The 13,096-nt window shown below is 48.1% G+C and carries 14 protein-coding genes; all 14 read right to left on the bottom strand.

The annotated features are described in order from the left end of the window. Position 1: 1 nt before the first annotated feature. Positions 2-664 carry a 30S ribosomal protein S3 gene (gene rpsC / locus AC58P5_RS27150; RefSeq protein WP_009676810.1) on the bottom strand — a complete coding sequence of 221 codons (663 nt, stop codon included), beginning with the start codon at positions 662-664 and terminating at the stop codon, positions 2-4. A gap of 13 nt (positions 665-677) precedes the next feature. Continuing rightward, positions 678-1,010, bottom strand: a complete 333-nt coding sequence (gene rplV, locus AC58P5_RS27145; RefSeq protein WP_016423663.1) for a 50S ribosomal protein L22 — start codon at positions 1,008-1,010, stop codon at positions 678-680. 30 nt (positions 1,011-1,040) lie between these two features. Continuing rightward, positions 1,041-1,319, bottom strand: a complete 279-nt coding sequence (gene rpsS / locus AC58P5_RS27140) for a 30S ribosomal protein S19 (protein ID WP_009676795.1) — start codon at positions 1,317-1,319, stop codon at positions 1,041-1,043. Positions 1,320-1,367: 48 nt separating this feature from the next. After that, entirely contained in the window at positions 1,368-2,198 is an 831-nt protein-coding gene (gene rplB / locus AC58P5_RS27135) for a 50S ribosomal protein L2 (protein WP_497392115.1), read from the bottom strand. Positions 2,199-2,228: 30 nt separating this feature from the next. Beyond that, a complete protein-coding gene (gene rplW, locus AC58P5_RS27130; protein WP_009676809.1) occupies positions 2,229-2,519 on the bottom strand; it encodes a 50S ribosomal protein L23 in 291 nt (96 codons plus the stop codon). Then, positions 2,516-3,142 carry a 50S ribosomal protein L4 gene (rplD, locus tag AC58P5_RS27125; protein ID WP_042235518.1) on the bottom strand — a complete coding sequence of 209 codons (627 nt, stop codon included), beginning with the start codon at positions 3,140-3,142 and terminating at the stop codon, positions 2,516-2,518. The genes rplW and rplD overlap by 4 nt, the downstream gene beginning before the upstream one ends. Before the next feature lie 16 nt (positions 3,143-3,158). After that, positions 3,159-3,782: a 50S ribosomal protein L3 gene (gene rplC / locus AC58P5_RS27120; protein ID WP_497392113.1), complete on the bottom strand. Its 624-nt coding sequence runs from the start codon at positions 3,780-3,782 to the stop codon at positions 3,159-3,161. A gap of 45 nt (positions 3,783-3,827) precedes the next feature. Then, the gene (gene rpsJ, locus AC58P5_RS27115) at positions 3,828-4,136 is read right to left on the bottom strand and encodes a 30S ribosomal protein S10 (RefSeq protein WP_009676797.1); all 309 of its coding nucleotides are present in this window, start codon (positions 4,134-4,136) and stop codon (positions 3,828-3,830) included. A gap of 432 nt (positions 4,137-4,568) precedes the next feature. Next, positions 4,569-5,759: an elongation factor Tu gene (gene tuf / locus AC58P5_RS27110; RefSeq protein WP_370002087.1), complete on the bottom strand. Its 1,191-nt coding sequence runs from the start codon at positions 5,757-5,759 to the stop codon at positions 4,569-4,571. Positions 5,760-5,804: 45 nt separating this feature from the next. Further along, positions 5,805-7,880, bottom strand: coding sequence for an elongation factor G (gene fusA, locus AC58P5_RS27105; RefSeq protein WP_016423664.1), 2,076 nt, complete (start codon positions 7,878-7,880; stop codon positions 5,805-5,807). Positions 7,881-7,915: 35 nt separating this feature from the next. Then, entirely contained in the window at positions 7,916-8,386 is a 471-nt protein-coding gene (gene rpsG, locus AC58P5_RS27100; RefSeq protein WP_042235507.1) for a 30S ribosomal protein S7, read from the bottom strand. Positions 8,387-8,428: 42 nt separating this feature from the next. Continuing rightward, complete coding sequence (gene rpsL, locus AC58P5_RS27095) at positions 8,429-8,848, bottom strand: 30S ribosomal protein S12 (RefSeq protein WP_009674503.1); 420 nt, start codon at positions 8,846-8,848, stop codon at positions 8,429-8,431. A gap of 158 nt (positions 8,849-9,006) precedes the next feature. Then, on the bottom strand, positions 9,007-9,258 hold the full coding sequence (locus tag AC58P5_RS27090; protein ID WP_009674511.1) for a ribosomal L7Ae/L30e/S12e/Gadd45 family protein: 252 nt from the start codon (positions 9,256-9,258) through the stop codon (positions 9,007-9,009). Positions 9,259-9,416: 158 nt separating this feature from the next. Continuing rightward, complete coding sequence (gene rpoC / locus AC58P5_RS27085; RefSeq protein WP_497392109.1) at positions 9,417-13,037, bottom strand: DNA-directed RNA polymerase subunit beta'; 3,621 nt, start codon at positions 13,035-13,037, stop codon at positions 9,417-9,419. Between the last annotated feature and the right edge of the window lie 59 nt (positions 13,038-13,096).

The raw sequence follows: 13,096 nt of genomic DNA, 5'->3' as shown, positions 1-13,096 counted from the left end.
ATTAGTTGCCTCCTTCCGATTGAGCCTTTTTCTTAGCTGTCGGAAGTACCTCTCCACGATAGATCCATACTTTCACGCCGATCCGTCCGTAGGTCGTGTGCGCTTCAGCTGTACCATAATCGATATCCGCACGAAGCGTGTGGAGTGGAACTGTTCCTTCGCTGTATCCTTCCGTACGGGCAATCTCCGCTCCGCCCAGACGACCGCTGGTCGAAACTTTAATTCCTTTAGCTCCCGCTCTTTGCGTTCTTTGCATCGCTTGTTTCATAGCACGACGGAAAGATACGCGGCGCTCAAGCTGTTGTGCAATGCTTTCTGCAACGAGGACAGCGTCAAGCTCAGGGTTTTTCACTTCTGCGATGTTGATGTGTACTTTCTTACCTGTCATGTTGGCAATGTAGTTACGGATGTTTTCAACTTCCGCTCCACCTTTACCGATAACCATACCAGGCTTAGCTGTATGAATCGTCACGTTAACGCGATTAGCCGCGCGCTCGATATCGATATGGGAAACTGCAGAATCTTTCAGCTTGTTCTTCAGATATTCACGAATTTTAACGTCTTCCATCAGCAGGTCGCCGAAATCTTTCTCAGCATACCACTTGGATTCCCAATCGCGAATAATACCAATTCTAAGACCCACCGGGCTTACTTTTTGACCCACACGTTATCCCTCCTTATTTCTCAGATACCACAACAGTGATGTGGCTGGTACGTTTATTGATACGGCTTGCACGACCCATCGCACGAGGGCGGAATCTTTTCATGATTGGACCGTGGTTCACATAAACTTCACTAATAACAAGTTTGTTAGGATCCATCGAATAGTTGTGCTCAGCGTTGGCAATTGCGGAGTTCAGCACTTTCTCCACGATCGGAGAAGCTGACTTTGGAGTATGGCGAAGGATTGCAACCGCGTCGCCTACTTGTTTGCCGCGAATCAAGTCAATTACCAGCTGCACTTTGCGAGGAGCGATCCGAACGAATTTAGCAGCAGCTTTAGCTTGCATAGTAGTACCTCCTCTCAGTAAAAATAACGATTAGCGCTTGCCTGTTTTCTTGTCGTCATCGTGACCTTTGTACGTACGAGTTGGTGCAAACTCACCGAGTTTGTGTCCGACCATATCTTCCGTTACGTATACAGGCACGTGTTTTCTTCCGTCATACACCGCGATTGTGTGGCCCACGAATTGCGGGAAAATCGTAGAACGACGAGACCAAGTTTTAATTACCGTTTTCTTGCTCGACTCATTCAGTTCTTCGACCTTTTTCATCAGATGTCCGTCGATAAAAGGACCTTTTTTCAAGCTGCGACCCATTGAAGCCCCTCCCTTCTCTGAACCATAAGATATTCAGATGTGTATAAATTACTTCGTGCGACGACGTACAATGTACTTGTCAGAAGCTTTGCCTTTTTTACGAGTTTTATAACCGAGTGTCGGTTTGCCCCATGGGGACAACGGAGACTTACGTCCGATTGGAGCGCGGCCTTCACCACCACCGTGTGGGTGATCGTTCGGGTTCATTACTACCCCGCGGACTTCTGGTCTCTTGCCGAGCCAACGATTACGTCCTGCTTTACCGATTTTCACGAGTTCGTGATCTTCGTTACCTACAGAACCGATTGTCGCGCGGCAGCTCTTAAGCACCTTGCGAACTTCACCCGAGGAAAGACGAATTGTCACGTACACTTCTTCTTTACCGAGAAGTTGCGCTTCCGTACCGGCAGCACGAACCATTTGTCCGCCTTTGCCTGGCTTCAGCTCAATATTGTGGATAACTGTACCGACTGGAATGTTTTCCAGAGCCAGTGCGTTACCTACTTTAATGTCTGAACCCAATCCGGATTGGATTTGATCGCCGACTTTCAGACCTTTAGGAGCGATGATGTATCTCTTCTCACCGTCTGCATAGTGGATCAGAGCGATGTTAGCGGAACGGTTTGGATCATATTCGATCGTAGCAACGCGACCCGGAATGCCGTCCTTATTGCGTTTGAAGTCGATGATGCGGTATTTACGCTTATGTCCGCCACCTTGGTGACGAGTAGTGATTTTACCTTGGTTGTTACGACCAGCTTGTTTGCTCAGAGGAGCAAGCAGGGATTTCTCCGGTATGGATGTCGTGATTTCTTCGAAAGAAGATACCGACATGGCACGTCTTGCTGGAGAGGTCGGTTTATACTTTTTAATTGGCACCTGTGTTACCTCCTTACTTTAGAGATATTGTTATACCGTTTCAAAGAATTCCAGCTCTTTGCTGTCTGCGCTAAGTGTCACGATGGCTTTCTTCCATTCGGAAGTGTAACCGGAGTGACGCCCTTGACGTTTCGGCTTCGCTGGCATTCTGAGTGTGTTCACGCTCGATACTTTTACTTTGAAAATTTGTTCGATTGCTTGCTTGATTTCCGTTTTGTTAGCGCGGATTTCAACTTCGAACACATATTTTTTGTCAGCCATCATTTCCGTAGAACGTTCCGTGATGACCGGGCGCTTGATAATATCGCGTGGGTTCTTCATTGCGCAAGCACCTCCTCTACCTTCTGAACCGCATCCTTCGTAATGATCAATTTGTCATGAACCATTACGTCGAGCACGTTGATTCCATCAGCAACAACGAATTTAACTCCCGGAATGTTACGAGCAGAGAGAGCAACACTATCTTCGTAAGAAGCAGCAACCACGAGAGCTTTGCGCTCTACGTTGAGGTTTTTCAAAATAGCTACGAATTCTTTCGTTTTCGGAGCATTCATTTGAAGTTGATCCAGAACGATAATGTCGTTATCGATTACCTTCGAGGACAGAGCCGACTTGATTGCAAGACGACGAACCTTCTTAGGTAGTTTGTAACCATAGCTGCGAGGAGTCGGTCCGAATACGACACCGCCACCCTTCCATTGTGGAGCACGGATACTACCTTGACGAGCACGGCCAGTACCTTTTTGCTTCCACGGCTTACGTCCGCCGCCGCGTACTTCAGAACGTCCTTTAACCTTGTGGGTTCCTTGACGAACGGATGCTTGCTGGAGCAAAACAGCTTCATGCAGAGCGTGTACGTGAGGTTCGATACCGAACACTACATCAGACAGTTCTACTTCACCGACTTGTGTACCAGATACATTATAAAGAGCTACTTTTGGCATCAGTCTTCCTCCTTTCTTACTTTTTCACCGCGGATTTCACGCTTACGTAGCTGTTTCTAGGACCAGGAATGGAGCCTTTAACAAGAATCACGTTGCGTTCCGCATCAACTTTAATAACTTGCAGGTTTTGCAGGGTTACGGTTTCGCTACCCATATGTCCTGGCAATTTCTTGCCTTTCATTACACGGTTAGCTGAGATGGAACCCATCGAACCCGGTCCACGATGATATCGGGAGCCGTGAGACATTGGACCCGTATGCTGATTGTGTCTTTTGATAACGCCTTGGAACCCTTTACCTTTGGAAGTTCCGGATACGTCAACAAATTCACCCTCGCTGAACAGTTCAGCTGTCAGCTCTTGGCCAACTTCGTACTCACCCAGTGCCACTCCACGAAATTCTTTAATGTAGCGCTTAGGAGCAGTGTTAGCCTTCTTGGCATGGCCAATTTCAGGCTTAATTGCATTTTTTTCTTTCTTGTCCGCGAAACCGATTTGGATCGATTCGTATCCGTCGTTATCCACATCTTTCTTCTGCAGAACCACGCAAGGTCCAGCTTGGATAACAGTGACAGGTACTACGTTTCCTTCCGGTGTAAACACTTGAGTCATTCCAAGTTTTTTACCTAAGATACCTTTCATCGTTGACACCTCTTTTCCTTTTCGTTTCTTCTATATATAGAAGCTTTACAGTTTAATTTCAATATCTACGCCGGACGGTAAGTCCAGTCTCATCAAAGCATCCACAGTTTGTGGTGTAGGATTCACGATATCGATCAGACGCTTGTGTGTACGCTGCTCGAATTGCTCACGAGAATCTTTGTATTTGTGTACCGCACGAAGAATCGTGATAATTTGCTTCTCAGTTGGAAGCGGAATCGGACCGGAAACACTTGCTCCGGAACGCTTGGCAGTCTCAACGATTTTCTCAGCCGATTGATCGATCACTCTGTGATCATAAGCTTTCAAACGGATACGAATTTTTTGCTTTGCCATATAAGTCCCTCCTTCTATCGCCCAATTTAGTATCGGACATACTCCGTGAAAATCTCCTGACAACCACTCCCATGGCAAAGGGGCCGGGTGTGCCAGCAACCTCTCACATCATCGCAACGTCACAGACCAACGCTCACTATTATATCGAACCCCAAAGATAAATGCAACATTTTTATACGACAAATATCTAGAAACGATAAAGTTTCCGAAAATCTCGCTTTCATGTGCATAATCGTTCGTTTTTCTTTATCGATAGCGATGCTTGTTATCGTCTTTGACATCTGATGTGTCTGGCCGAACTTAATTGGTAGATTGATAAGCTTTCATATAAAAAGGCCCCACCACCAAGGGCAGGGCCTTCGTCTTACTTCGTTACAGTACAGGGGTCTCGTTACAGTACGTGTTGCTTATGAAGATCGTCGTTAGACGATATTATTTGCTGATTGTTGCTACTGCGCCGGCACCAACAGTACGGCCGCCTTCACGGATCGCGAACTTAGTACCTTGCTCGATAGCGATTGGGTTGATCAGTTCTACCGTTACAGTGATGTTATCACCAGGCATAACCATTTCAGTTCCTTCTGGCAAGGCAATGATACCCGTTACGTCAGTTGTACGGAAGTAGAACTGAGGACGGTAACCTGTGAAGAAAGGCTTGTGACGGCCACCCTCTTCTTTAGTCAGAACGTAGATTTGTGCAGAAAAGTTAGTGTGTGGTTTAACGGAACCCGGTTTCGAAAGAACTTGTCCGCGCTCGATGTCTTTACGGTCTACACCACGAAGCAGTGCGCCGATGTTGTCACCAGCTTGAGCGGAATCAAGAAGTTTACGGAACATTTCCACGCCTGTAACTACGCATTTGCGAGTTTCTTCAGCGATACCAACGATTTCAACTTCGTCTTGTACTTTAACAGTACCACGCTCTACACGGCCTGTAGCAACTGTACCACGACCTGTGATGGAGAATACGTCCTCGACAGGCATAAGGAAAGGCTTGTCGGTTTCGCGCTCTGGAGTTGGAATGTAAGTATCAACTTGTTCGAAGAGCTCAATGATTTTGTCAGCCCATTCGCCGTCTGGGTTTTGCAGAGCTTCACGAGCGGAACCACGAATGATCGGAGTGTCGTCGCCTGGGAACTCATACTCGGAAAGAAGATCACGGATCTCCATTTCAACCAGTTCAAGAAGTTCTTCGTCTTCAACCATGTCGCATTTGTTCATGAATACGACGATGTAAGGAACGCCTACTTGACGGGAAAGAAGGATGTGTTCGCGAGTTTGCGGCATAGGGCCGTCAGCTGCGGATACAACCAGGATCGCTCCGTCCATTTGAGCCGCGCCAGTGATCATGTTTTTAACATAGTCGGCGTGACCTGGGCAGTCTACGTGAGCGTAGTGACGGTTAGGAGTCTCGTACTCAACGTGTGCTGTGGAGATAGTGATACCACGCTCGCGCTCTTCTGGTGCTTTGTCGATTTGGTCGAATGCTACTGCAGCTCCACCATATCTTTTGGACAGTACGTTAGTGATCGCAGCTGTCAGAGTTGTTTTACCGTGGTCGACGTGACCAATAGTACCGATATTAACGTGTGGTTTGTTACGTTCGAATTTAGCCTTTGCCATGTTAAACAATTCCTCCTCGGGATAAAGTTTAAGCTCAATTTTATATTAAGCGCCTTTGTTCTTTGCAATGATTTCTTCTGCAATAGTTCTAGGCACTTCTTCATAATGCGAGATTTCCATAGAGTAAACACCGCGACCTTGCGTTCTGGAACGAAGTGTCGTGGAGTAACCGAACATTTCGGAGAGAGGCACCTTAGCACGGATGACTTGCGCACCCGAACGGCTATCCATACCCTCAATGCGTCCGCGGCGGGAGTTCAGGTCGCCCATTACGTCGCCCATGTACTCTTCCGGAACTGTTACTTCTACTTTCATGATCGGCTCAAGAAGGGCCGGGTTACATTTTTCCTTAGCTGCTTTAAGAGCCATGGAACCAGCGATTTTAAACGCCATTTCGTTGGAGTCAACATCATGGTAAGAACCGTCGACGACAGTTGCTTTGATGTCCACAACAGGGAAACCGGCGATTACACCGTTCTTCATGGATTCTTCGATACCAGCTTGGATCGGAGCGATATATTCTCTAGGAATAGAACCACCGACGATTTTGCTTTCGAATACGAAGCCGCTGCCTGGTTCAAGCGGTTGGAACTCAACCCAACAATGTCCGTATTGACCACGGCCACCGGATTGACGAACAAACTTACCTTCAACCTTGGCACCAGACTTGAATGTTTCGCGATAAGCAACCTGCGGTTTACCTACATTGGTGTCCACTTTGAATTCGCGACGCATGCGGTCAACGATGATTTCCAAGTGAAGCTCACCCATACCCGCGAGAATCGTTTGACCGGTTTCCTCGTTGGTACTAGCGCGCAGTGTAGGATCTTCCTCAGTAAGCTTGGAAAGCGCAACGCCCATTTTGTCTTGGTCGGCTTTCGTTTTAGGCTCAACTGCGATTTCGATAACCGGTTCAGGGAAGTTCATGGACTCCAAGATAACCGCGTTTTTCTCGTCACAGAGGGTGTCGCCTGTGCCAGTATCTTTCAAACCTACAGCTGCCGCGATATCCCCTGAGTAAACTTCGGAGATTTCTTGACGGCTGTTCGCGTGCATTTGAAGAATACGGCCAACGCGCTCACGCTTGCCTTTGGTAGCATTCAGAACATAGGAGCCGGACTGCAGAACGCCGGAGTACACACGGAAGAACGTGAGTTTACCAACGTAAGGGTCGGTCATGATTTTGAATGCAAGCGCAGCAAAAGGTTCGCTATCGGAAGATTTGCGAGTCGTTTCGGTACCATCTTCAAGAACGCCTTGAATGTCCGGTACGTCAATTGGAGCCGGCAAATAATCGATAACAGCGTCCAGCATAGGCTGAACCCCTTTGTTACGGTAAGAAGAACCACAGATAACCGGGAAGATTTTAACGGATACTACGCCTTTGCGGAGAGCCGCTTTCAGCTCAGCAACCGTGATCTCTTCGCCTTCCAGGTATTTCATTGTAAGTTCTTCGTCAAGCTCGGCAACTTTCTCAACAAGCTCCATACGAAGTTCAGCGACTTTGTCTTTGTACTCCGCAGGAATCTCGATGTCTTCTACTTCTTTACCAAGGTCATCCTTGTAAAGAATAGCTTTTTCTTCGACGATGTCGATGATGCCGACAAAGTCGTTCTCAGCACCGATCGGAAGCTGAATAGCTACCGCATTGGCACCCAACTTGTCACGCATCGAATCAACTACTCCTAAGAAGTCAGCGCCGATGATGTCCATTTTGTTTACGTAAGCAATACGAGGAACGCTGTATTTATCAGCCTGTCTCCAAACGGTTTCAGACTGAGGCTCTACGCCTTCCTTGGCACTGAATACGCCAACAGCTCCATCCAATACACGCAGGGAACGTTCAACTTCTACTGTGAAGTCAACGTGTCCCGGGGTATCAATGATATTGATGCGGTGACCTCTCCATGCAGCAGTGGTAGCTGCGGAAGTAATCGTGATTCCGCGCTCCTGCTCCTGCTCCATCCAGTCCATCGTAGCTGCACCTTCGTGCACCTCGCCGATTTTGTGGGTACGGCCTGTGTAGTACAGGATCCGCTCGGTTGTAGTCGTTTTACCCGCATCGATATGCGCCATGATCCCGATATTACGTGTATCTTTTAAGGAGAACTCTCTTGCCATGATTTTGTCTCCTTCCTAATTCGAGGATCTGAATCCTACCAACGGTAGTGAGCAAACGCTTTGTTCGCTTCCGCCATCTTGTGTATATCTTCACGTTTCTTAACGGAAGAACCCGTGTTGTTGCTAGCATCGATAATTTCGAAAGCCAGTCTCTCTTCCATGGTTTTCTCACCACGAAGACGAGAGTAGTTTACGAGCCAACGCAAACCTAGAGTCGTACGACGCTCAGGTTTAACTTCGATTGGAACTTGGTAGTTAGCACCGCCGACACGGCGAGATTTAACTTCCAGCACCGGCATGATGTTCTTGATGGCTTGTTCGAAAACTTCCATCGGCTCCTTACCGGTACGCTCTTGCACGAGTTCAAATGCGTTGTATAGAATCGATTGTGCTACCCCTCTTTTACCGTCGATCATGATGCGGTTGATCAGACGAGTAACCAATTTGCTGTTGTAAATCGGATCTGGCAATACGTCTCTGCGTGTTACTGGACCTTTACGAGGCATAGTGATCCCCCTTTCCCCAAAAAATAATTACTTTAAAAATTATTACTTCTTCGCTTTCGGACGCTTCGTACCGTATTTGGAACGAGCTTGCATACGATTGTTAACACCGGACGTATCCAGTGCACCGCGAACGATGTGGTAACGTACCCCTGGAAGGTCTTTAACCCTTCCGCCGCGAATCAGAACAACACTATGCTCTTGCAGGTTGTGTCCGATACCCGGAATGTATGCTGTAACCTCTACACGGTTCGTCAAACGCACACGAGCGTATTTACGAAGTGCGGAGTTCGGTTTCTTCGGAGTCATTGTACCTACACGAGTACAAACACCACGTTTTTGTGGAGCGCTAATTTCCGTAGACTCTCTTTTCAGGGCGTTGAAACCTCTTTGGAGAGCTGGGGATTTCGATTTAACGACTTTAGCTTGACGTCCTTTACGAACTAGCTGGTTAATTGTTGGCATGCCGCCACCTCCTCTCTAGCATTTGTTACTTCCTTTATTGCAAGCCCACAGATCCAGGCGAGTCGTAAAAAAGCAAAGGAAAGTTTTTGTTTTTAGACTCAGCAAAAATAAGCTGGTTATTCTCACATGAAATCTAGAAACAAAAACACTCGGCCTTACTATTTATCGACGATCGCAGCCACAGCGGCTCCCACTTCGATTCCACATGCTTTTCCAAGCAGCTTCATAGAATCTACGTAAGTAACCTCTACTCCTGACTTGCTGCAGAGATTAACAATCTTAGTAGTCAATCGCGGATCTGCATCTTTGGCAACAATAACTTCTAATGCCTGACCAAGCTCGACGCTTTTCGTTGCTTGCTTTGTGCCGACACTTAATTTCGAAGCCTGTTTTACTTTGTCATATGTCATAATCCCATATCCTCCAAAGAACAGGAAAGAATATTAATTTAGGCACACTACGACATCTTAGCACCTCGGCGAGGTAGTGTCAAGAATATTACCCGTCTCTTTTGAATTTTTTTATAAATTCTCGGGAGACGGGCATTTTTTTGCCGAATCAGCTCCGTTTATTCAACGGATACCGCTTCTTTTTCTGTATTTTCTTCTTCAGCCGGTTCCTGGTTCGGATCTACGACCCGAATGTTCCGGTAGCGGGTCATACCCGTACCTGCAGGAATCAGCTTACCGATGATAACATTCTCTTTGAGACCGAGCAGCTGATCGACTTTGCCTTTAATAGCGGCATCTGTCAATACGCGAGTTGTCTCCTGGAACGATGCCGCGGAGAGGAAGGAATCCGTCTCCAGTGACGCTTTCGTAATCCCGAGAAGAATCGGCTTGGCTACGGCAGGCTCTTTATCCGCAAACAAAGCCACTCTGTTCGCTTCTTCATATTCATGCATGTCTACGAAGGAACCCGGCAGAAGCGTAGTGTCACCGGCGTCAACGATACGAATTTTGCGAAGCATTTGACGAATCATAACTTCGACGTGCTTATCGTTAATTTCTACACCCTGGTTCCGGTAAACGCGCTGAACCTCTTGAAGAATGTAGTTTTGAACGCCGCGGATACCTTTGATACGAAGCATTTCCTTCGGATCGATCGAACCTTCGGTCAGTTCATCCCCGGCTTCGATTGTCTGCCCGACAATCGCTCTTACACGGGAACCGTATGGTACCGCGTATACACGGGACTCGGCTTCGCCCTGAACTTCAATCTCACGGCGATCCTTGGCTTCGCGGATTTCTTTGACGAGGCCGTCGATTTCGGAGATAATCGCTTGACCTTTCGGATTCCGGGCTTCGAAAAGCTCCTGAATACGCGGAAGACCTTGCGTGATATCGTCTCCGGCTACGCCCCCGGTATGGAACGTACGCATCGTAAGCTGGGTTCCCGGCTCACCGATGGATTGAGCCGCGATAATACCGACAGCTTCTCCGATTTCAACGTGCTGGCCAGTCGCCAGGTTACGTCCGTAACACTTCTTACAGACCCCGTGACGGGAACGGCAGCTGAGTACGGAACGAATTTGAAGACGTTCAATATTCGCATCAATGATCGTATTCGCAATGTTGGCTTCAATCAGCTCATTGCGGTTTACGATAACTTCGCCCGTCTCCGGGTGACGAATCGTTTCAAACGCATAGCGGCCTTCAATACGGTCAAACAGGTCTTCGATAACCTCTTTACCATCCTGAATTTTGCTGACGATGAATCCTTTATCCGTTCCGCAGTCATCTTCACGAACGATAACGTCCTGGGCTACGTCAACGAGACGGCGAGTCAGGTAACCCGAATCCGCTGTACGAAGGGCCGTATCGGCAAGACCTTTACGGGCACCGTGCGTGGAAATAAAGTATTCCAAGACGGTAAGACCTTCACGGAAGTTCGATTTAATCGGCAACTCGATGATTTTACCAGACGGGTTGGCCATCAGACCACGCATACCGCCAAGCTGAGTGATTTGCGATTTATTACCCCGTGCTTTGGATTCCACCATCATATTGATGGAATTATATTTGTCGAGGGATTTCATCAGGATATCCGTGATTTCATCCTTCGTTTTACTCCAGATCGCGATAACACGGTCATAACGCTCGTCGTCGGTAATAAGACCACGGCGGTATTGATTCGTTACCGTGCGTACCTTCTCTTCGGAATCTTCGAGGATCTTCTTCTTCTCGTTAGGTACCACAACATCCGCCACGGCAACCGTAATACCGGCTTTAGTGGAGTATGTGAAGCCGAGTTCTTTGATCTTGTCGAGAATAACCGACGTTTTAGTCGTATGGTAATTACGGAAGCACTCGGCAATAATCGAACCGAGGTAGTCTTTACCGACCGCTTTCGCTTCCGGCAGCTCTTCCATTCTGGCACGAATGTTGGAGCCTTTTTCAAATACGAAATAGTCATCGGATGGGCCGTTAAGAAGATTCGCTTTAGTCGCATCGTTGATGTACGGGAAGTCATCCGGGAAAATCTCATTAAAGATGATTTTACCGACGGTCGTAATCAGAAAGGCATTCTGCTGGGCTTCCGTAAAGTTCTTTTTGTTCAGAACCTTAGCAGGGATAGCTACGCGTGCATGCAGCTCGGCAGTCCCGTTCTGATAAGCGGAAACGGCTTCGTTTACGGAACGGAAGATCAGGTTCGCACCGCGACCATACTTGTTGTCCGTAGTCAGATAGAAGCTTCCCAGAACCATATCCTGCGATGGAGTTACGACCGGCTTACCGTCTTTCGGGTTAAGAATGTTTCCTGCCGCAAGCATGAGAAGCCGTGCTTCAGCCTGCGCTTCAGCGGAAAGCGGCACGTGAACGGCCATTTGGTCACCGTCGAAGTCGGCGTTGTAAGCCGTACATACGAGCGGATGGAGCTTGATGGCGCGTCCTTCGACCAGAATCGGTTCGAACGCTTGGATACCCAATCTATGCAGTGTAGGGGCACGGTTCAGAAGAACCGGATGCTCCTTAATCACTTCTTCAAGGACATCCCAAACTTCGGGGCTAACGCGTTCTACCTTGCGTTTCGCGCTTTTGATGTTATGGGCAAGACCTTTGTTCACCAGCTCTTTCATAACGAAAGGCTTGAACAGTTCCAATGCCATCTCTTTAGGCAGACCGCATTGGTACATTTTGAGACTCGGACCTACAACGATAACGGAACGGCCGGAGTAGTCGACACGTTTACCGAGCAAGTTCTGACGGAAACGGCCCTGCTTACCTTTCAGCATGTGGCTGAGAGATTTAAGCGGACGGTTACCGGGACCCGTTACCGGACGGCCGCGGCGGCCGTTATCGATCAGAGCGTCTACGGCTTCTTGAAGCATACGCTTCTCGTTCTGAACGATAATATCCGGAGCGCCCAGGTCGAGCAGACGCTTCAGACGGTTGTTACGGTTAATAACTCGGCGATACAGGTCGTTAAGGTCGGAAGTCGCAAAACGTCCGCCGTCAAGCTGAACCATCGGGCGAAGTTCCGGAGGAATAACCGGCAGCACATCAAGAACCATCCAGTCCGGACGGTTTTTCGAATTGCGGAAAGCTTCCATAACTTCCAGGCGTTTAATCGCCCGGTTGCGGCGTTGACCTTGAGCGGTTTTGAGTTCTTCTTTTAAGGATTCCACATCTTTATCGATGTCGATATCCTGCAGAAGTTTCTTAACCGCCTCGGCTCCCATACCTGCCTGGAAAGCATATCCGTATTTTTCGCGGTAGCTGCGGTATTCTTTTTCGGACAGGAGCTGCTTCTTCTCAAGAGGCGTATCTCCAGGGTCCGTTACCACATAGGATGCAAAGTAAATAATCTCTTCAAGGGAACGAGGAGACATATCCAAAGCAAGACCCATGCGGCTAGGAATACCTTTGAAATACCAGATGTGGGATACGGGAGCGGCAAGCTCAATGTGTCCCATACGTTCGCGGCGAACCTTCTGACGCGTTACTTCAACGCCGCAGCGGTCACAAACGACACCTTTGTAACGCACACGCTTGTATTTACCGCAGTGACACTCCCAGTCTTTCGTCGGTCCGAAAATCTTCTCGCAGAACAAACCCTCTTTCTCCGGTTTTAAGGTTCTGTAGTTGATGGTTTCCGGTTTTTTGACTTCCCCACGGGACCACGAACGGATCTTCTCAGGTGAGGCCAATCCAATTTTCATAAATTCGAAGTTGTTTACGTCCAACAAGGAGCAACCCTCCTTAGAATGTGCTAGTTATGGGAAGGAGGCGGACTGCTATGTCCGCC

The sequence above is a fragment of the Paenibacillus sp. JT31N7 genome, from assembly GCF_059692095.1.
This window is presented reverse-complemented; position numbering and strand designations above follow the sequence as displayed.